This is a genomic window from Variovorax defluvii (assembly GCF_039541515.1).
Classification (GTDB): Bacteria; Pseudomonadota; Gammaproteobacteria; order Burkholderiales; family Burkholderiaceae_C; genus Variovorax; species Variovorax defluvii.
This window is the reverse complement of record NZ_BAABGJ010000080.1, coordinates 422,380-441,014: the sequence shown is the minus strand read 5'-3', so window position 1 is coordinate 441,014 and position 18,635 is coordinate 422,380. Positions and strand designations below refer to the sequence as shown.

The following is an 18,635-nucleotide window of genomic DNA, read 5'->3' as shown; positions in this document are numbered from 1 at the left end:
CCACATGGCATATTCATCCAAGGTCATCGACCACTACGAAAATCCCCGCAACGTCGGCTCGTTCGAGAAAAGCGACGAGTCGGTGGGCACCGGCATGGTCGGCGCCCCGGCGTGCGGCGACGTCATGAAGCTGCAGATCAAGGTCAACCCGCAGACGGGCGTGATCGAGGACGCGCGCTTCAAGACCTACGGCTGCGGTTCGGCGATCGCCTCGTCCTCGCTGGTGACCGAATGGGTCAAGGGCAAGACGCTCGACGAGGCGGCGGCGCTCAAGAATGCGCAGATCGCCGAAGAGCTGGCATTGCCGCCCGTCAAGATTCACTGCTCGATCCTGGCGGAAGACGCGATCAAGGCCGCGGTCAACGACTACAAGTCCAAGCACGGCGACGTCGCCAAGACGGCATCCGCTCACTGACATGGCTGTGACCCTGACCGAAGCCGCCGCGCGCCACGTCACCCGCTACCTCGGCAAGCGAGGCAAGGGGCTGGGCGTGCGGCTGGGCGTCAAGACCACCGGCTGCTCGGGCCTCGCCTACAAGCTCGAGTACGTGGACGAGATGGCGCCGGAAGACGTGGTCTTCGAGGACCACGGCGTGAAGGTGCTGGTCGACCCGAAGAGCCTGGCCTATATCGACGGCACCCAGTTGGACTTCGTTCGCGAGGGGCTCAACGAGGGCTTCAAATTCAACAACCCGAACGAGCGAGACCGCTGCGGTTGCGGCGAAAGCTTCCGTATCTGACCCGCCCTTACGTCCGAGCCGCCACTACCCGGTCATGGGCTGGCGGCTTTTTGACGCCATGAACCTGAACGACACCGATTTCGAACTCTTCGACGTGCCGGCGACCTTCGCGCAGGACCGCGCCGCGCTGGATGCGCGTTGGAAGGAATTGCAGCGCGAAGCGCACCCGGACCGCTTCGCGGCGCAGGGCCCTTCGGCGCAGCGCGTGGCCATGCAGTGGTCGGTGCGTATCAACGAGGCCTATCAGCGGCTGAAAGACCCGATCAAGCGTGCGAGCTATCTGTGCGCTCTGAATGGCCATCCCATCGACGCCGAGAAAAACACGGCCATGCCGGCCGACTTCCTCATGCAGCAGATGGAATGGCGCGAGGAGCTCGACGAGGCCAAAGACGCCGCCGCGATCGACCGGCTGCGCGCGCACGTCGAGGCCGGCCGTGCGCGTGCGCTGTCGTCGCTCGACTGGCTGATCGACGAGAAGGGCGACCATGCCGGCGCGGCGAAGCAGGTGAGAGCCCTTATGTTCATCGAGCGCTTTGCCGAGGACGTCGAGGCCAAGGCCGATCGGTGGGGACAATAACGCCATGGCATTGCTCCAGATTTCAGAACCCGGCCAGGCACCGGACCCGCACAAGCGCCGCATCGCCATCGGCATCGATCTCGGCACCACGCACTCGCTCGTGGCTGCCGTGCGCAACGGCGTGGCCGAGTGCCTGCCCGATGCCGCAGGGCGCGTCATCCTGCCCTCGGCCGTGCGCTATCTCGACAAGGAGCGCCGGCAGATAGGCTTCGACGCGCTCCATGCGCGCACCGCCGACCCGGGGAATGTCATCACCTCGGTCAAGCGCCTGATGGGCCGTGGCCTGCAGGACGTCTCGAACCGCGAGGCCATCGCCTACCGCCTGTCCGGCGACGCCGGGATGGTGCAGGTGCAGACCGCCGCCGGGCCCAAGTCTCCGGTGGAGGTGAGCGCCGAGATCCTTGCGACCCTGCGCTTCCGCGCCGAGGACACCTTCGACGACGAGATCTACGGCGCCGTCATCACTGTGCCGGCCTACTTCGACGAAGGCCAGCGCCAGGCGACCAAGGATGCGGCCCAGCTCGCCGGGATCAACCTGCTGCGCCTGATCAGCGAGCCGACCGCGGCGGCCATCGCCTATGGCCTGGACAACGCGAGCGAGGGCGTCTACGCCGTCTACGATCTCGGCGGCGGCACCTTCGACATCTCGATCCTGCGCCTGACGCAGGGCGTGTTCGAGGTCATTGCCACGGGCGGCGACTCGGCGCTCGGGGGGGATGACTACGACCACGCGCTGGCCAACGTCGCGCTGAGCCAGGCGGGTCTTCAGGCCCGCAGCGATGCCGACAAGGCGGCGCTGCTGACGGCGGCGCGGGCCGCCAAGGAGGCCTTGACGGACGCCGAGACGACCACCATGGCGGCCGAGCTGTCCGAAGGGGCGTTGAAGGTCGACATCTCGCGCGCCCAGTTCGAGGCCGCCACCGATGCCCTGACCGCTCGCACCCTGGCCGCCGTGCGCAAGGCACTGCGCGACGCGCGCCTGCGGCCGGCCGAACTGCAAGGCGTCGTGCTGGTCGGGGGCGCGACGCGCATGCCCCAGATCCGCCGTGCCGTCGCCGGTCTCTTCGACCGCGAACCCCTGACCAATCTGAATCCGGACGAGGTCGTCGCACTTGGCGCCGCGATCCAGGCCAACCAGCTCGCCGGCAACAGCGGCGCGGACGATCTTCTCCTGCTCGACGTGATTCCCTTGTCGCTCGGCATCGAAACCATGGGGGGGCTCGTCGAGCGCATCGTGCCGCGCAACCAGACCATCCCGACGGCGATGGCGCAGGACTTCACCACCTACCAAGACGGCCAGACCGCGCTGGCGCTGCACGTGGTGCAAGGCGAACGCGACCTGGTGGCCGACTGCCGTAGCCTGGCGCGCTTCGAGCTGCGCGGCATTCCGCCGATGGCTGCCGGCGCGGCGCGCATCCGCGTCACCTTCACCGTCGATGCCGACGGCCTGCTCAGCGTAGGTGCCAGGGAGCAGACCAGTGGCGTGGAGGCCAGCGTGAAAGTCAAGCCTTCCTATGGCCTGTCCGACGATCAGATCGCCAAGATGCTGCAAGACAGCTTTTCCACCGCGCAGCAGGACATGCAGGCGCGTGCGCTGGTCGAGGCCCGCGTGGATGCCGACCGCATGCTGCTGGCCACGCGCAGCGCCCTCGATGCCGACGGCGACCTTCTCACGGCCGAGGAGCGTGAGGCCATCGACTCGCTGATGGCGGCGCTGCAAAGTGCGCGCGCCTCGTCCGACACCGCCGCCATCGAAGCGGCGACGAAGGCTCTGGCCGACGGCACCGAAGCCTTCGCCGCGCAGCGCATGAACGCGGGCATTGCACGCGCGCTCGCGGGCCGCAAGATCGAATCCCTGTAGAGCACGCATGCCCACGATCAAGATTCTTCCCCACGCCGAGTACTGCCCCGAGGGCACGGAGATCACCGCGCCCGCCGGCACCTCGATCTGCGAGGCGCTGCTCGAGAACCATATCGATATCGAGCATGCCTGCGAGATGAGCTGCGCCTGCACCACTTGCCACGTGATCGTGCGAAAGGGCTTCGAGTCGCTCAACGAGGCGGAGGAGGGCGAGGAAGACCTCCTCGACCGCGCCTGGGGCCTGGAGCCACAATCACGCCTGAGTTGCCAGGCCATCCTGGGTCAGACCGACCTGACCGTCGAGATTCCCAAGTACTCGATCAATCACGCCAAAGAAAATCACTGATGTCGCGCCAAATCGTCCTGGACACCGAAACCACGGGCTTGTCGGCCGAGAACGGCGACCGCATCATCGAGCTGGGCTGCGTGGAGCTGTTCAACCGCAAGCTCACCGGCAACGACCTGCACATCTACTTCAACCCCGAACGCGAAAGCCATGAGGACGCGCTCAAGGTGCACGGGCTGACCAGCGATTTCCTGCGCGACAAGCCCAAGTTCGGAACGGTGGCGAACGACATCGTCGAGTACTTGCGCGATGCCGAGTTGATCATCCACAACGCGGCGTTCGACGTGGGCTTCCTCAACAAGGAGCTCGAGTTGGCAGGCCTGCCGCCCTTGCACAGCTTCGTCGGCGAAATCACCGACACGCTGTCGATGGCGAAGGCGGCCTATCCGGGCAAGCGCAATTCGCTGGACTCCCTGTGCGACCGCTTCGGCGTCGACCGCTCGAACCGCACCTTCCACGGTGCCAAGCTCGATGCACAGTTGCTGGCGGATGTCTATATCAATCTCACGCGCGGCCAGGATGCGCTGCTGATCGACATCGTGAGCAACGAGCCGGTTCAGGGCGCGGTGGTGATGGTCGATCTGCGCAGCTTCGTCCTGCCCGTGCTGACCGCCGCTGATCACGAACTTGCCGCGCACGAGGAGTTGCTGTTGCAGCTCGACAAGGCCAGCAACGGCAAGACGATTTTTCGGCAGGCAGTCCCAAATCCTGTGGCATAATCGCAGGCTTCGCACCAAACGGTGTAGAGATTCTCAAGACGCAGCCCACGGCTCGCGTCGAGGGCGGTTAGCTCAGGGGTAGAGCACAGCATTCACACTGCTGGGGTCGGAGGTTCGAAGCCTCCACCGCCCACCAAATTCCTTTCTTCTTTCATCCTGCTGGCGTGTCGGCGCGTGCCGACGTACGCTGCGGCTCAGCGCCACTTCCGCGCCTCGCGCGGCTGAGTAGAACGCTGCTGAAAGGAGACATGGCCATGGCCACCAACCCCGATCTTCCGACACCGATCAATTCCGATCCGCCGGACGTGCCGGACCTGCCGGTGGAGCCCGACGAGGGCCCCGCCGCGCCCCCGGAGCCCACCGATCCCGAGAAGCCCTTCAGCATCCAGCCCGAGTGAGCGCGCTCCGCTGCGTCCGAGCCCGCTAAGCTTGCGGGATGGACGAATTCGATTGCGCCGTCATCGGCGCCGGCGTGGTGGGCCTGGCGGTTGCGCGGGCACTGGCGCTGGCAGGCCGCGAAGTCATCGTGCTTGAAGCGGAGGGTGCCATCGGCACCGGCACCAGCTCCCGCAACAGCGAAGTGATCCATGCGGGCATCTACTATCCCGCAGGTTCCCTCAAGGCCAGGCTGTGTGTCGAGGGCAAGCAACTGCTGTATGAGTACCTGGGCCAACGCGGGCTGCCGCATCGCCGCTGCGGCAAGCTCATCGTCGCGACGGCGCCGGCGCAGGTCGAGCAGTTGGAAGCCATCCGGGCCAAGGCGCGAGCCAATGGTGTCGAGGACCTGGTCCTGCTCACGCGCGAGGAGGCCCGCACCCTGGAGCCGCAATTGGAATGCGTAGCGGCCTTGTCGTCGCCGAGCACCGGCATCGTCGACAGCCATGCGCTGATGCTGAGCCTGCAGGGCGACCTGGAAGGCGCGGGCGGCGTGCTGGCGCTGAAGTCCGGCGTGGCCCAAGCGCAGTGCGCAGACGGGGTGATCGTGCTGACCGCGCAGGACGGCACGGCATTGCGTTGCCGCAGCGTGGTCAACGCGGCGGGGCTGGGTGCGCCCGCCCTGGCGCGGCGCTTCGAAGGACTGCCGCCTTCCGTCGTGCCGCGGGACTACTTCGCCAAGGGCAGCTACTTCACGCTCACCGGTCGCGCACCCTTCACCCACCTGATCTATCCCGTTCCCGAGCCGGCGGGGCTGGGCGTGCACCTGACCCTGGATCTCGGCGGCCAGGCCAAGTTCGGGCCCGATGTCCAGTGGGTCGATTCGCCCGAGGACCTCGTGGTCGATCCGGCGCGTGGCGAAGGCTTCTACGCCGAGGTGCGCAAGTACTGGCCGGCCCTGCCCGACGGTGCGCTCGCGCCCGGCTACGCCGGCATCCGCCCGAAGATCTCAGGCCCGGGCGAGCCCGCCGCCGATTTCAGGATCGAAGGGCCCGAGGCGCATGGCGTCGCAGGGTTGGTCAACCTGTTCGGCATCGAGTCGCCGGGGCTGACCAGCAGCATGGCGATCGCACGCCACGTGGCGTCTTTGCTGCCGTAGGTGCACGCGGGCATGTACCATGGGATGCCACGCCATCTCCGGCGTGATGTCGCCGGCGCGGTGCCGGCGCGAATCACTGAGGGAAGATTCCAATGACTGCAACCTCCAATCTCGAAGCAGCGGCCAATGCCGTGGCGGAAGACATCGCCAGTGACGTGCGTGGCGTGCTGGCCAGCAAGGAGCTCGACAGCGTTCCGCACATCAAGGCCTTGCGCCAGCGCATCGACAGCAAGCTCGCCATCGCCCGCGAGTTGGCCGCCGAGAAGAGCAAGCTGGCCGCGAAGAAGGCGCGCGAGGCTGCCAGCACCGCCAACGCCTACGCGCACGACGAGCCGTGGCAGATCGCCGGTGCCGCGCTGGCGGTCGGTGTGCTGGTGGGTTTGCTGCTTGGGCGCCGCTGATCGCGGGCCCTCGGCCGCAGGCGGGGGGCGCCCATGAGCTTGCTCTCTTTCCTGGGGCTCGATGCCCGGGTGCGGCGGTGGCGCATCGCCGCGGGCGAGGGTGCGCTGGCCGCCGAAGATCGCGTCCGGCTGCTTCGGCTCGCCTGGGAGCAAGAGCGGCAGCGCCTCCGGACGCTGTTGGCCCTGGCGATCGCCGTGATCGGCCTGACCACCGTGACGGTGGCGCTGCTGTCGGTGGCAGTGGTCGTGCATTTCTGGGACACGCCGAGCCGCGTCACGGCCGCCTGGTCGGTGGCTGTGCTGTGGATCGTGCTCTGGGTCATCGCCGTGCTGGCGCTGGCGCGCACGGTGCGCGGTGCCTCGGACGCCTTCGAACCCGCGCGCCGGGAGTTCGAACGCGACTGGGAATGGTTGCAGGTGCGTTTCAATCTGGGGCGGGAGGACGAGCCATCCGCGGGCGAGCGCGCTTCGCTCACCCGCGAGGAAGTGCTGGCCCGCATCGCGCGCCAGCGGGAGCGAATTGCGACTCTCCAGGCCCCTCCGTTGAGGTCAGCCGCTGCGGCCGCGCCCCCCGACGAATCACCCAGCGCGGCGGCGCTGCGCATCGCGCGAGAACACCCGGTGGCTACCGGCGCCGTGGCGGCCGCCTCCGTGGCGGTGATCGGTCCGCGCCGCCTGCTACGTTGGGCCGCCGTGATCGTGCCCGTGCTCTGGCGCATGCGCCGCTGAGCGGCGCCCGCTCGATCAGCGGCCGCGCCGGCGCAGCGCCTGGGCAGCCTCGCGCACGAGGGCCGGCCCTTTGTAGATGAGCCCGGTGTAGATCTGGACCAGGTCCGCACCGGCCGCGATCTTGGCTTCGGCATCGCGCCCGCTCAGCACGCCGCCCACCCCGATGATGGGGAAGCCGGTGCCGAGGGCGGAGCGTAGCTGACCGATGACGCGGTTACTTGCCTCGCGCACGGGAGCGCCCGAGAGCCCCCCGGCTTCCTGCGCGTGCGGCAGCCCGGCTACCGCTTCGCGCGAGAGGGTGGTGTTGGTGGCGATCACGCCGTCCATGCCATGGCGACGCAGGGTGGCGGCGATCACCTGCACCTGTGGCTCCTCGAGATCGGGCGCGATCTTGACGAACAGCGGCACCCGCTTGCCATGACGATGTGCGAGCGCCGCGCGCTTGTCCGCAATGGCGCCGAGCAAGGCATCCAGCGCCTCGTCGCTTTGCAGCGAGCGGAGGTTGGCGGTGTTGGGACTGGAGATGTTGATCGTCACGTAGTCGGCATGCGGGTACACGCCGTCGAGGCAGATCAGGTAGTCGTCCACCGCGCGCTCGATCGGCGTGGCGGCGTTCTTGCCGATGTTGAGGCCCAGCAGCATCGGCGCCCGGGCGCCGTTGCGTCGGAAGCGGGCGCGCTGCACGTTGGCGAGGAAGGCGTCGAGGCCTTCGTTGTTGAATCCCAACCGGTTGATCAGGGCATCGCGCTGCGGCAGCCTGAACATGCGCGGCTTGGGATTGCCGGGCTGTGCCTTGGGCGTCACCGTGCCCACCTCGACGAAGCCGAAGCCCATTGCGGCGAAGGCGTCGATGCACCGCGCATTCTTGTCCAGTCCCGCCGCCAGACCCACCCGGTTAGGAAAATGCAGCCCCGCCAGCGCCAGGCGATCGTCTACGCGCGGCGCGGCATAGGCGCAGGCGAGCGGTGTGTTCTGCGTGCGCGCAAGCGCATCGAGGGTCAGTTCATGGGCGTGTTCGGGATCGAAGCCGAAGAGGAAAGGTCGGGCAAGGGTGTAAAGAGAGGAGGGCAGCAGCAAGGGCATCGGATAATGTCGGGCTTCGTCAACTCATGGATTTTCCGCGATGAATTCCCCCGCTGGCGCGTCGGCCCTGTCCCAGGATGAGCTGAAGGCGCAGGTCGGTCGTGCTGCACTCGCCTACGTGGGGAGGGGCGACATCATCGGCGTCGGCACCGGCTCGACGGTGAACAAGTTCATCGAAGCGTTGGGCGGTATCCGCAAGGATATTCGTGGCGCGGTGTCCAGTTCGGTGGCCTCGACCGAGCGCCTGCAGGCGTTGGGCATCCCGGTCTTCGACAGCAACGACGTCGAGGAATTGGCGGTCTACATCGATGGCGCCGACGAGATCGATGGCCGCGGCTACATGATCAAGGGCGGTGGCGCCGCGCTGACGCGCGAGAAGATCGTCGCTGCCCAGTCGCGGCGCTTCGTCTGCATTGCCGACGTGTCCAAGCGCGTCAACACGCTCGGTGCCTTTCCTTTGCCGGTGGAGGTGATCCCCATGGCGGCCCGGCGCGTGATCCGGCAGTTCGCCCGGCTGGGCGGAACGGCGACTGTGCGGGAGAAGAACGGGGCGCCCCTGGTCACGGACAATGGTCAGCACATCGTCGACGTGACGGGCCTTCGCATCACCGACCCGCTGGGCTTCGAGTCCGAGGTGAATCAGTGGCCTGGCGTGGTGACCGTCGGCGTCTTCGCGCACCAACGTGCGAGCGTTTGTCTGCTGGGCACGCCCTCCGGCGTGCAGACGCTGCGCTTCGACTGAGGGAGTGGGGCGCCTGCGCGGCGCTCTTGTCTCTGGAATTTAGAACTTGATGCCTGCCGGATTGCTCGGCGTGGGACCTTCTGCGGCGGCCGGGCTTGCGGCCTGTGGCGCTGCCGCAGGTGCTGCGGGGGTTTGCGTGGCCGCCTGCGGCGCGGCCTTCACGGCCACCAACGGCGCAGCCGGCGGGTTGCGGTAGCCTGCGGGCAATTGCGCGCTCTTGGGATATCCGGCCGCATCGAGGTATTGAGACCACTCGGCATCGGAGAAGCCCTTGAGTTGCTGCGCGCCGATGCTGAGCACCGGCAGCGAAGTCTGGCCGCTCAGGCGCTGGAGTGCCTCCACGTCCTCGTTCGACTTGACGGTGCGCTCCTCGAAGGGAACGCCGCGGGTCATCAGCAGCGACCGGCCCGCGCCGCAGGGCGCACATTCGTCGCCGGTGTAGATCGTCACCGGATAGCGCTGCGCGACCCGCCGCAGCTCGTAGGGCAGGGCCGGCCCACCCGTGGCTGCCGCGGCACCGGCGGACGGCGCCGCAGGCTGGGCATTGGCGGCCGGTGGCTGGTCGGAGAAGGTGACCTTGCCGTTCTTGTCGACATGCCGGTAAACCGTCTGCGCCGCGGCGGCGCTCGCAGCCAGCGCGAGGAGCAGGAGCGTGAGACTTGGGTGGAGCTTCATCGATGGCTTTCGTGGTCCGACCTCTCGAAGTATCTCAGGCCGCCTGCACCTCCACCATGCCCTGGTGTCGCAACAACGCATCAAGCTGGGGCTCGCGTCCACGAAAGGCCTTGAACGACTCCATCGCGGGACGGCTGCCGCCAGCCTCGAGGATGGCCTGCCGGTACTTGCGGCCGGTTTCGATGCTGGGCCTGCCGTTGGCTTCGGCTGTTTCCTCGAAGGCCGCGTAGGCGTCGGCGCTCAGCACCTCCGCCCACTTGTAGCTGTAGTAGCCCGCCGCGTAGCCGCCCGCGAAGATGTGGCTGAAGGTGTTGGGGGTGCGGCTGAAAGGTGGCGTGGGCATCACGGCGACCTCGGCGCGCACCCGTTCCAGCAGCGCCAGCACGTCGCCGGGCTGGGCGGTGCTCGCGTCGTACTCGGTGTGCAGCAGCATGTCGAATAGCGAGAACTCGATCTGGCGCAGGGTCTGCAAGCCGCTCTGGAAGTTCTTGGCGGCGATCATCTTGTCGAACAGGCTGCGCGGAAGCGGCTCGCCGGTGTCCACGTGCGCCGTCATGTGGGACAGCACATCCCATTCCCAGCAGAAGTTTTCCATGAACTGGCTGGGAAGCTCGACCGCATCCCATTCGACGCCGCTGATGCCCGAGACGTCGCGCTCGTTGACCTGGGTCAGCATGTGATGCAGCCCGTGGCCGAATTCGTGAAAAAGGGTCGTCACGTCGTCGTGCGTGAGCAGCGGCGGCTTGCCGTCCACGCCTTCGGCGAAGTTGCAGACCAGGTGGGCGATCGGTGTCTGCAGCGTGCCGGTATCGGGTCGCAGCCAGCGCGCGCGCACGTCGTCCATCCACGCGCCCCCGCGCTTGGCTGCGCGGGCCGAGGGATCGAGGTAGAACTGGCCGACCTTCTGCGGCCCTTCCGGCGTCTGGCGCTCGATGCGGTAGAACTCGACGCTCGGATGCCAGACCGGTGCGCTGTCACGGCGGATCGAGACCTCGAACAGCGTCTCGACGATCTTGAAGAGGCCGGCCATCACCTTGGGCGCGGTGAAATACTGCTTGACCTCCTGTTCGCTGAAGGCGTAGCGCGCCTCCTTGAGCTTTTCGCCGATGTAGCTCCAGTCCCAGGGCTGCGGATCGAGCATGCCAAGCTGCTGGGCGGCAAAGACCTTCAGGTCTGCCAGGTCGCGCTCGCCGAAGGGGCGCGCCTTCACGGCCAGGTCGCGCAGGAAGCGGATCACCTGGTCGGCCGAGTCGGCCATCTTGGGCACGATCGACAGCTCGCCGAAGTTCGGGTGGCCCAGCAGCCTCGCCTCTTCCTGGCGCAGCGCGAGGATCTCGCGGATCAACGGGGTGTTGTCCAGCGCCGGGTCGCCGAATTCGCTCGCACGCGTGACGTAGGCTCGGTAGAGCTTCTCGCGCAGGGCGCTGCTCTTGGCGAACTGCATGACTGGCAGGTAGGAGGGCATCTTCAGCGTGAGCTTGTAGCCCTGCTTGCCCTCGGCTTCGGCGGCGGCGCGAGCGGCGCTGATCACGTCCTCCGGCAACCCTTCGAGTTCGCCCAACGAGGCGTAGTAGGCGAAGGCGTCAGTGGCGTCCAGCGCGTTCTCGCTGAACTTCTGGCTCAACTCGGCCTGCCGCTCCTGGATCTCGGCGAAGCGCTTCTTGGCCTGGCCTTGCAATTCCGCACCGCCCAGGACGAAGTTGCGAATGGCGTTCTTGTGGGCCTGACGCTGCTCTGCGTTCAACGTGGCGGGATCGATCGCCTTGTACTTCGCATAGAGGCGCTCGTCCGAGCCCAGACGCGTCCAGAAAGCGGTCACGCGCGGCATGGCCTCGTTGTAGGCCGCGCGCAGCTCGGGCGTGTCGGCCACGGCGTTGAGGTGGCCCACCGCACCCCAGGCGCGGCTGAAGCGTTCGGAGGCGACGTCCAGCACCTCGGCAATGGCGGTCCAGTCGGCCGGGAAGTCGGGCGCGGTCACGGTCTGAAGCGCCGCCTCGGCATCGGCCAGCAGCGTGTCGACGGCGGGCGCGACGTGCTCGGGCTTGATCTGGTCGAACAGCGGCAGGTCTTGGAAGTCGAGGAGCGGATTGGTCATGGTCTCAGGAAGTTGGCGGCCGGGCGGCGAAGGTTCAAGAGCGCTCGGCGGCTTCGAGCGTGTTGACGAGCAGCATGGCGCGGGTCATCGGTCCCACGCCGCCCGGCACCGGCGTGATCCAGCCGGCCACCTGGCGCACGGTTTCGAAATCGACGTCGCCGCAGAGCTTGCCCTCGTCGTTGCGGTTCATGCCCACGTCGATGATCACAGCGCCCGGCTTGACCATGTCGGCGGTGAGCACATTGCGTTTACCGACCGCCGCCACCACCACGTCGGCCTGGCGGGTGAGGGCGCCCAGGTCCTGCGTGGCGCTGTGGCAGATGGTCACGGTGGCGCTCCTGGCAAGCAGCATCATGGCCATCGGCTTGCCCACGATGTTGCTGCGGCCGATGACGACCGCGTGCTTGCCGCGCAATTCGTAGCCGATGGAGTCCAGCATCTTCATGCAGCCATAGGGCGTGCAGGGCCAGAAGCCGGGCTGGCCGGTCATGAGCGCGCCGGCGCTGGCGACGTGGAAGCCGTCCACGTCCTTGGCCGGGGAGATGGATTCGATGACGCGGGCCGCATCGATGTGCCTGGGCAGCGGCAATTGGACCAGGATGCCGTGGATGGCCGGGTCCCGGTTGAGCGCCTCGATGCGGGCGAGCAGTTCGGCTTCCGACAGCGTGGCCGGGTGGCGCTCCAGCACGGAGTTCAGGCCGGCCTCTTCACTGTCCTTGACCTTGTGGCGCACGTAGACCTGGCTGGCCGGGTCTTCGCCCACCAGGATGACGGCGAGGCCGGGCGTGACGCCGCGGGCCTTGAGCGCCTGCACGCGGCGTGCGACGTCGGCCCGGGTCCGCGCTGCCAGGGCATTGCCGTCGATCAGTTCAGCAGTCATCGTTTTCGATTCTCCAAGTAAAAACGCCCGCTTGCGCAGGCGTCGGATTTGATTGTGGCCATGGCGGCGATGGCCGGAAGGAGATCAGGCCTTGGCGGGCGAGGCGGCCTGCCCCAGCGCGATCTTGAGCAGGTCGGCCACCGTGTTGGCGTTGAGCTTTTCCATGATGTTGGCGCGGTGCGCCTCCACCGTCTTGATGCTGATGCCCAGGTCGTCGGCGATCTGCTTGTTCAGGCGGCCGGCGACGATACGCTCGAGCACCTGTGCCTCGCGCCCGGTCAGCTTGGACAGCAGGGCATCGCGGCTCGCCGACTGCTGGTGCTGGGCGAAGGCGCCGCGGGCATGCTCCAGCATGCGCTCCACCAGGGCCACCAGGGCCTCGTCGTTGAAGGGCTTCTGGATGAAATCCATGGCGCCCTTCTTCATGCTGTCCACCGCCATCGGCACATCGCCGTGGCCGGTGATGACCACGATCGGGAGGGGCGAGCGGCGTTCGATCAGGCGGTCCTGGAGTTCCATCCCGGACATGCCGCCCATGCGGATATCGACGATGAGACAGGCGACTTCGCGGGGGTCGTAGCGCGACAGAAAGGATTCGGCGGAATCGAAGCAGCGGACCCGGTAGTCCTTGCCTTCGAGCAGCCACTGCAACGAATCGCGGACTGCTTCGTCGTCGTCGACGACATAGACCGTGCCCTTCTTCGGAATCAAACTCATGCAGGTACTTTCGTCTCGTTGCTTGCTACGGAATCGGTAGCGTCCAACACCGGAATCCAGAAGGAGAAACGGCATCCGACGACATCCGGGCCATTGTAGATGTTCTCCGCCCGCATCCGGCCGCGGTGCGACTCGACGATGGTGCGGCAGAGGTTGAGCCCGATGCCCATGCCCTCGGGCTTGGTCGAGAAGAAGGCTTCGTAGAGGCGGTCCATCACCTCGGGGGCCAGGCCCATGCCGGTGTCCTGCACCGAGAACTCGATGGCGTTCTGGCTGTCGATGATCTTGGGCAGCACCCGCAGCTCGACGCTGCGGCGTGCCAGCGGGCGGTTGGCCAGGTCGATCGATTCGGCCGCGTTCTTCAGCAGGTTGACCATCACCTGCTCGATCAGGATCGGATCGACCCGCACCACCGGCAGCCGCGCCGCCACGTAGTGGTTGAGGCGCACGTTGCGCCGCCGCAGCTCGATGCCGGCGAGCTCGACCGCTTCGCTCACCATGGTCGCGACCTCGGCCGGCGTGCGGTTGGGTTCGCTGCGCTTCACGAAGGAGCGGATGCGCTGGATGATCTGGCCGGCCCGCTGGGCCTGCTTGGAGGTTTTGTCCAGCGCCGCGAGCAGGGCCTCCGAATCGATCTGCTGGCCGCGGATGCGCGACATCATCCCGTTGCAGTAGTTGGTGATCGCGGTCAAGGGCTGGTTGAGTTCGTGCGCCACGCTCGACGCCATCTCGCCCATGGTGATCAACCGGCTGGCGGCCTGGGCGCGGTCGGCCTGCGCGGCCGAGAGGTCCTCGGCCATGCGCCGCGGCGTGATGTCGGTGGCAATCACCAGCTGCGCGAGCCGGCCATCGACCCAGGTCAGGTAGCGCGAGCGCACCTCCAGCCACTTGCCCAGCGCGGGCACGAAGATCTCGTTGTTGGCGGGCTGGGCGGCGGTGAGCTGGTCGATCGGCAGGCCGGCGAAGGGGTCGACGTCGTCCAGCGTGTCGTCGTGCGCATGCGAGGCCGGCACGCCGGCCTGCGCCACCATGTTCAGGTGCCCGACCGTGTCGGAGCCGAACCAGAGACGGTACAGCTTGTTCGCGAACAGCAGCTCCTCGCTGCCCAGCGGGGCGACCGAGACCGAGGCGTCCAGGGCTTCCAGCACGGTGGTGAAGCGTTCGTACGAGGCCGACAGCTGTTCGCGGATGCGGGTGGGCTCGGTGATGTCGGTCATCGAGGTCATCCAGCCGGTCTGGTGGCCGCGCGCATCGATCAGCGGGGAGACGTACAGGCGGGCGTTGAACACCGTGCCGTTCTTGCGCTTGACTCGCACCTGGAAGCCGCCGGGCAGGGCGCGTCCGTGCAGTTCCTCCTCGAGCCGCTCGTTCATGATCTCGCGGTCCGATTCAAGCCAATAGGGAAAGGGCGGCGTTTGGCCGACCAGCTCGCTCTCGTCCCAGCCGGTCATCGCGCAAAAGGCGGCGTTGACGTAGGTGATGCGGCCTTCGAGGTCGAGCACCCGCATGCCGGTGAGCATGGAGTTTTCCATCGCCCGCCGGAAGTTGGTCTCGGCCACCAGGGCTTGCTGGGCTTGCAGGCGGCGCCGCGTGTGGCGCCAGGTGCCGATCAGCATCCAGCTCGTCATCACGCTGAGCGCGCCGACCAGCCAGAAGAGGCCGTTGCCCACCACGCCTTGCGAGGTGCGGTAGGACTGGGCGCGCAAGACCAAGGCGTTGCCCACCGGCGAGACCGGCACCTCGTATTCGTTGCTCGGCTCGGTCCAGGGCAGGAGCCGCGTCTCGGCTTCGCGCGGGCTGGCCACCGTGTTGCCGGCGATCAGTCCGCCCTTGGCGTCGATCAGCGAGACGGCGTAGCGCGCCGACACCTCCGAAGGCATGCCGTAGCGCAGCAGACCGTCGATCGAAAACTCGCCGAGCACCTCGCCGGCGAACAGGCCCTGGTCGTAGAAAGGAATGTGCAACTGCAGCATGGGCGTCGGGTCGCCGCCCGCCACCGGTTGGGAGAACACGGGCTGGCGCAGCTCGCGCGCCAGGGCGTAGTTGCTTTCGATATCGCCGGGCCGAAGCACTTCGCCCACCGCGTGCTGCTGCGCCGGGTGCACGCTGGGCGCTGCATAAGTGGCCTTGAAACGACGCCGGTCGTCGATCCAGCTGATGGTCTGCAGCTCCGGAAACTGGCTGACCAAGGACTCCGCGCGGCTGACGAACTCGGTGGCGTCGATCTCGCGGTTGGAGGCGTCGCGCGCAAGGCGCATCAGCTGCTCCTGCCGCTCCAGCAGCCGCAGGCGCACGCGCTGCTGGGCGTACTCGACATCGCGCCGGACCGACTCCTGCTCGCGTTCCACCTCCTCCGCGCGCAGGTACCAGAAGGCGGCGACGATGGCCGCCAGGAACAACACCACGGCGGCCAGAGGGGCGAGCATCGCGACCGCATCTTGCAGCACCGGCGTCTGCCGGCGCCACCAGCGCCGCCACCAGGACAGCGGCGACGCTTGCACGGCGCTGCGCGCCACCGCGATCGGTGAAGAAAAAGGCATTTGGCGAGTTTAGGGGAAGGCCTGCACGCCGAAGGGCGGCGCTCTGGAGCGACACGCCCGCGGACAGGGGCACATGCTTCACGTCTTCATCGATGAAACTCAATTGATTTCATATTGCGACAATGAAGCGCACTATTTGAAATCAAAACATTTCTGTGAGAAACTCCGCGCGCCTGCCGCATACGGCACTAAATTAACCAGCCACAACCCTCGAAAAGGAGACAAGCATGTCGGCACTTCCCGAGAACCGCTTCGGTTCGGCCGCCAATGACACGGACGCCCAGGAAACCCGTGAGTGGATGGACGCCCTGTCCGCCGTGATCGACAGCGAAGGCCCCGAGCGTGCGCATTTCCTGCTCGAACAGCTTCTGGAACACGCCCGCCAGAACAGCATCGACAAGCCGTTCTCCGCCAACACCGCCTACGTCAACACGATCGAGCCCGACCAGGAAGAGCGTTGCCCCGGCAACCTGGAGATCGAGGAACGCCTGCGCGCCTACATGCGCTGGAACGCGATGGCGATGGTGGTGAAGGCCAACCGCCACCACCCGCCCGAGGGCGGCGACCTGGGCGGCCACATCGGCTCCTTCGCCTCGCTGGCCAACATGTTCGGCGCCGGCTTCAACCACTTCTGGCACGCGGAGAGCGAAAACCACGGCGGCGACTGCCTCTACATCCAGGGCCACGTCTCCCCCGGCATCTATGCCCGCGCCTACCTCGAAGGCCGGCTGACCGAGGAGCAACTGCTCAACTTCCGCCAGGAGGTCGACGGCAAGGGCCTGTCGAGCTACCCGCACCCGAAGCTGATGCCCGAGTTCTGGCAGTTCCCCACCGTCTCGATGGGCCTGGGCCCGCTGATGGCCATCTACCAGGCACGCTTCCTCAAGTACCTGCACGCACGCGGCATCGCCGACACGGCCAACCGCAAGGTCTGGGTGTTCTGCGGCGATGGCGAAATGGACGAGGTGGAATCGCTGGGCGCCATCGGCCTGGCCGCGCGCGAGCGCCTCGACAACCTGATCTTCGTCATCAACTGCAACCTGCAGCGCCTGGACGGCCCGGTGCGCGGCAACGGCAAGATCATCCAGGAACTGGAGGCCGAATTCCGCGGCTCCGGCTGGAACGTCATCAAGCTCCTGTGGGGCAGCAACTGGGACCCGCTGCTGGCGCGCGACAAGGACGGCGCGCTGCGCAAGATCATGATGGAGACGAACGACGGCGACTACCAGTCGTTCAAGGCCAACGACGGCGCCTACGTGCGCAAGCATTTCTTCGGCCGCGATCCGCGTACGCTGGAGATGGTCTCCAAGATGAGCGACGAGGACATCTGGCAACTGCGCCGCGGCGGCCATGACTCGCAGAAGGTCTATGCGGCTTTCGACGCGGCCGTCAAGCACACCGGCCAGCCCACGGTGCTTCTGGTCAAGACGGTCAAGGGCTTCGGCATGGGCAAGATCGGCGAGGGCAAGAACACGGTCCACCAGACCAAGAAGCTCGGCGACGACGACATCCGGGCCTTCCGAGACCGCTTCAACATCCCAATCCCCGACAGCCAGCTCGGTGACCTGCCGTTCTACAAGCCGGCCGACGATACGCCGGAAATGAAGTACCTGCACGAGCGGCGCAAGGCGCTGGGCGGCTACCTGCCGCACCGCCGCGTCAAGGCCGACGAGAGCTTCACCGTGCCCTCGCTCGACACCTTCAAGGCCGTGCTCGAACCCACCGCCGAAGGCCGCGAGATCTCCACCACCCAGGCCTATGTGCGCTTCCTCACGCAGCTGTTGCGCGACAAGGCGCTGGGCCCGCGCGTCGTGCCGATCCTGGTCGACGAGGCGCGCACCTTCGGCATGGAAGGCCTGTTCCGCCAGGTCGGCATCTACAACCCCGATGGCCAGCAGTACACCCCGGTCGACAAGGACCAGGTCATGTACTACAAGGAAGACAAGAGCGGCCAGATCCTCCAGGAAGGCATCAACGAGGCCGGCGGCATGGCCAGCTGGATCGCCGCGGCCACCTCGTACAGCACGAACAACCGCATCATGGTGCCGTTCTATGTGTACTACTCGATGTTCGGCTTCCAGCGCATCGGCGACCTGGCCTGGGCGGCGGGCGACATGCAGGCGCGGGGCTTCCTGCTGGGTGGCACATCGGGCCGCACCACGCTCAACGGCGAGGGCCTGCAGCACGAGGACGGCCACAGCCACATCCTGGCCAACACCATCCCCAACTGCGTGAGCTACGACCCGACCTTCGCGCACGAGGTCGGCGTGATCCTGCACCACGGCCTCAAGCGCATGGTCGAGAAGCAGGACAACGTCTATTACTACCTGACCCTGCTCAACGAGAACTACCCCATGCCCGGCCTGCAGCCCGGCACCGAGGAGCAGATCATCAAGGGCATGTACCTGTGCAAGCAGGCGCCGGCGATCAAGGCTGCCAAGGGCAAGGAGGCGCCCGCCGTGCAACTGCTGGGCAGCGGCACCATCCTGCGCGAGAGCATCGCGGCGCAGGAGCTGCTCGAAAAGGACTGGGGCGTTGCGGCCTCGGTGTGGAGCTGCCCGAGCTTCAACGAGCTGACCCGCGACGGCCAGGATGCCGACCGCTGGAACCTGCTGCATCCCACCGAGACGCCGCGCGTGCCCTTCGTGGCCGAGCAGCTGTCCGCGACCAGCGGCCCGGTGGTGGCATCGACCGACTACATGAAGGCCTATGCCGAGCAGATCCGGCCCTTCATACCGAAGGGCCGCAGCTACCGCGTGCTGGGCACCGACGGCTTCGGCCGCAGCGACTTCCGCAGCAAGCTGCGCGAGCACTTCGAGGTGAACCGCCATTACATCGTGGTGGCCGCCCTCAAGGCCCTTGCCGACGACGGCGTCCTGCCGGCGCAGAAGGTGGCCGATGCGATCAAGAAGTACGGCATCAACGCCGACAAGATCAACCCGCTCTACGCGTAAACAACCAACAAGCAACAACCCCAAGCGCCTCTAGGGCGGGAG

The 18,635-nt window shown here is 67.0% G+C and carries 18 protein-coding genes and 1 tRNA gene; 13 read left to right on the top strand and 6 right to left on the bottom strand.

Annotated elements, in window-relative coordinates:
* The first annotated feature begins 4 nt into the window (after nt 1-4).
* The 11 genes from iscU (at nt 5) to ABEA07_RS24890 (ending at nt 6,907) form a co-directional block, all read left to right on the top strand.
* On the top strand, nt 5-415 hold the full coding sequence (iscU, locus tag ABEA07_RS24940) for a Fe-S cluster assembly scaffold IscU (protein ID WP_345541257.1): 411 nt from the start codon (nt 5-7) through the stop codon (nt 413-415).
* Between the two features lies 1 nt (nt 416).
* The gene (gene iscA, locus ABEA07_RS24935) at nt 417-740 is read left to right on the top strand and encodes an iron-sulfur cluster assembly protein IscA (RefSeq protein WP_345541255.1); all 324 of its coding nucleotides are present in this window, start codon (nt 417-419) and stop codon (nt 738-740) included.
* Nucleotides 741-798: 58 nt separating this feature from the next.
* Nucleotides 799-1,317, top strand: a complete 519-nt coding sequence (gene hscB, locus ABEA07_RS24930) for a Fe-S protein assembly co-chaperone HscB (protein ID WP_345541254.1) — start codon at nt 799-801, stop codon at nt 1,315-1,317.
* Between the two features lie 4 nt (nt 1,318-1,321).
* A complete protein-coding gene (gene hscA, locus ABEA07_RS24925; protein ID WP_345541252.1) occupies nt 1,322-3,178 on the top strand; it encodes a Fe-S protein assembly chaperone HscA in 1,857 nt (618 codons plus the stop codon).
* A 7-nt stretch (nt 3,179-3,185) separates the two neighbouring features.
* On the top strand, nt 3,186-3,524 hold the full coding sequence (gene fdx, locus ABEA07_RS24920; RefSeq protein ID WP_345541251.1) for an ISC system 2Fe-2S type ferredoxin: 339 nt from the start codon (nt 3,186-3,188) through the stop codon (nt 3,522-3,524).
* Nucleotides 3,524-4,243 carry a DNA polymerase III subunit epsilon gene (gene dnaQ / locus ABEA07_RS24915; protein ID WP_345541250.1) on the top strand — a complete coding sequence of 240 codons (720 nt, stop codon included), beginning with the start codon at nt 3,524-3,526 and terminating at the stop codon, nt 4,241-4,243. The genes fdx and dnaQ overlap by 1 nt, the downstream gene beginning before the upstream one ends.
* Before the next feature lie 61 nt (nt 4,244-4,304).
* Nucleotides 4,305-4,379, top strand: a tRNA-Val gene (locus ABEA07_RS24910).
* A 118-nt stretch (nt 4,380-4,497) separates the two neighbouring features.
* Complete coding sequence (locus ABEA07_RS24905) at nt 4,498-4,641, top strand: stereocilin (RefSeq protein ID WP_345541249.1); 144 nt, start codon at nt 4,498-4,500, stop codon at nt 4,639-4,641.
* Nucleotides 4,642-4,679: 38 nt separating this feature from the next.
* The gene (locus ABEA07_RS24900; protein WP_345541248.1) at nt 4,680-5,777 is read left to right on the top strand and encodes an NAD(P)/FAD-dependent oxidoreductase; all 1,098 of its coding nucleotides are present in this window, start codon (nt 4,680-4,682) and stop codon (nt 5,775-5,777) included.
* 92 nt (nt 5,778-5,869) lie between these two features.
* A complete protein-coding gene (locus tag ABEA07_RS24895; RefSeq protein ID WP_076998875.1) occupies nt 5,870-6,178 on the top strand; it encodes a glycine zipper domain-containing protein in 309 nt (102 codons plus the stop codon).
* A gap of 33 nt (nt 6,179-6,211) precedes the next feature.
* Nucleotides 6,212-6,907 (top strand): phage holin family protein, encoded by a 696-nt coding sequence (locus ABEA07_RS24890; RefSeq protein ID WP_345541245.1) that lies wholly within the window; start codon nt 6,212-6,214, stop codon nt 6,905-6,907.
* 15 nt (nt 6,908-6,922) lie between these two features.
* Here the strand turns inward: ABEA07_RS24890 and ABEA07_RS24885 are convergent, their stop codons facing one another.
* A complete protein-coding gene (locus ABEA07_RS24885; protein ID WP_345541244.1) occupies nt 6,923-7,990 on the bottom strand; it encodes a quinone-dependent dihydroorotate dehydrogenase in 1,068 nt (355 codons plus the stop codon).
* Nucleotides 7,991-8,030: 40 nt separating this feature from the next.
* Between ABEA07_RS24885 and rpiA the strand changes: the two genes are divergently transcribed.
* Nucleotides 8,031-8,732, top strand: coding sequence for a ribose-5-phosphate isomerase RpiA (gene rpiA, locus ABEA07_RS24880; protein WP_345541243.1), 702 nt, complete (start codon nt 8,031-8,033; stop codon nt 8,730-8,732).
* 39 nt (nt 8,733-8,771) lie between these two features.
* Here rpiA and ABEA07_RS24875 read toward each other — a convergent pair whose 3' ends face one another.
* The 5 genes from ABEA07_RS24875 to ABEA07_RS24855 all read right to left on the bottom strand — a co-directional run bounded on the left by ABEA07_RS24875 (nt 8,772) and on the right by ABEA07_RS24855 (nt 15,639).
* Nucleotides 8,772-9,407 (bottom strand): glutaredoxin family protein, encoded by a 636-nt coding sequence (locus ABEA07_RS24875; protein ID WP_345541242.1) that lies wholly within the window; start codon nt 9,405-9,407, stop codon nt 8,772-8,774.
* A gap of 34 nt (nt 9,408-9,441) precedes the next feature.
* Nucleotides 9,442-11,502, bottom strand: a complete 2,061-nt coding sequence (locus ABEA07_RS24870) for a M3 family metallopeptidase (protein ID WP_345541240.1) — start codon at nt 11,500-11,502, stop codon at nt 9,442-9,444.
* A gap of 34 nt (nt 11,503-11,536) precedes the next feature.
* Nucleotides 11,537-12,382, bottom strand: coding sequence for a bifunctional methylenetetrahydrofolate dehydrogenase/methenyltetrahydrofolate cyclohydrolase FolD (gene folD, locus ABEA07_RS24865; RefSeq protein WP_345541239.1), 846 nt, complete (start codon nt 12,380-12,382; stop codon nt 11,537-11,539).
* An 84-nt stretch (nt 12,383-12,466) separates the two neighbouring features.
* On the bottom strand, nt 12,467-13,099 hold the full coding sequence (locus ABEA07_RS24860; RefSeq protein WP_086924991.1) for a response regulator transcription factor: 633 nt from the start codon (nt 13,097-13,099) through the stop codon (nt 12,467-12,469).
* Nucleotides 13,096-15,639, bottom strand: coding sequence for a PAS domain-containing sensor histidine kinase (locus ABEA07_RS24855; protein ID WP_345541237.1), 2,544 nt, complete (start codon nt 15,637-15,639; stop codon nt 13,096-13,098). Before ABEA07_RS24855 ends, ABEA07_RS24860 begins: the two co-directional genes overlap by 4 nt.
* 227 nt (nt 15,640-15,866) lie before the next feature.
* On the opposite strand from ABEA07_RS24855, the gene aceE reads away from it, so the two are divergent.
* Nucleotides 15,867-18,593 carry a pyruvate dehydrogenase (acetyl-transferring), homodimeric type gene (gene aceE / locus ABEA07_RS24850; protein ID WP_345541236.1) on the top strand — a complete coding sequence of 909 codons (2,727 nt, stop codon included), beginning with the start codon at nt 15,867-15,869 and terminating at the stop codon, nt 18,591-18,593.
* The last annotated feature ends 42 nt before the right edge of the window (nt 18,594-18,635 follow it).

Coding starts and splice junctions, on each gene's coding strand:
- iscU (WP_345541257.1), top strand. CDS start 5: ATGGCATATTCATCCAAGGTCATCGACCACTACGAAAATCCCCGCAAC.
- iscA (WP_345541255.1), top strand. CDS start 417: ATGGCTGTGACCCTGACCGAAGCCGCCGCGCGCCACGTCACCCGCTAC.
- hscB (WP_345541254.1), top strand. CDS start 799: ATGAACCTGAACGACACCGATTTCGAACTCTTCGACGTGCCGGCGACC.
- hscA (WP_345541252.1), top strand. CDS start 1,322: ATGGCATTGCTCCAGATTTCAGAACCCGGCCAGGCACCGGACCCGCAC.
- fdx (WP_345541251.1), top strand. CDS start 3,186: ATGCCCACGATCAAGATTCTTCCCCACGCCGAGTACTGCCCCGAGGGC.
- dnaQ (WP_345541250.1), top strand. CDS start 3,524: ATGTCGCGCCAAATCGTCCTGGACACCGAAACCACGGGCTTGTCGGCC.
- ABEA07_RS24905 (WP_345541249.1), top strand. CDS start 4,498: ATGGCCACCAACCCCGATCTTCCGACACCGATCAATTCCGATCCGCCG.
- ABEA07_RS24900 (WP_345541248.1), top strand. CDS start 4,680: ATGGACGAATTCGATTGCGCCGTCATCGGCGCCGGCGTGGTGGGCCTG.
- ABEA07_RS24895 (WP_076998875.1), top strand. CDS start 5,870: ATGACTGCAACCTCCAATCTCGAAGCAGCGGCCAATGCCGTGGCGGAA.
- ABEA07_RS24890 (WP_345541245.1), top strand. CDS start 6,212: ATGAGCTTGCTCTCTTTCCTGGGGCTCGATGCCCGGGTGCGGCGGTGG.
- ABEA07_RS24885 (WP_345541244.1), bottom strand. CDS start 7,990: ATGCCCTTGCTGCTGCCCTCCTCTCTTTACACCCTTGCCCGACCTTTC.
- rpiA (WP_345541243.1), top strand. CDS start 8,031: ATGAATTCCCCCGCTGGCGCGTCGGCCCTGTCCCAGGATGAGCTGAAG.
- ABEA07_RS24875 (WP_345541242.1), bottom strand. CDS start 9,407: ATGAAGCTCCACCCAAGTCTCACGCTCCTGCTCCTCGCGCTGGCTGCG.
- ABEA07_RS24870 (WP_345541240.1), bottom strand. CDS start 11,502: ATGACCAATCCGCTCCTCGACTTCCAAGACCTGCCGCTGTTCGACCAG.
- folD (WP_345541239.1), bottom strand. CDS start 12,382: ATGACTGCTGAACTGATCGACGGCAATGCCCTGGCAGCGCGGACCCGG.
- ABEA07_RS24860 (WP_086924991.1), bottom strand. CDS start 13,099: ATGAGTTTGATTCCGAAGAAGGGCACGGTCTATGTCGTCGACGACGAC.
- ABEA07_RS24855 (WP_345541237.1), bottom strand. CDS start 15,639: ATGCCTTTTTCTTCACCGATCGCGGTGGCGCGCAGCGCCGTGCAAGCG.
- aceE (WP_345541236.1), top strand. CDS start 15,867: ATGTCGGCACTTCCCGAGAACCGCTTCGGTTCGGCCGCCAATGACACG.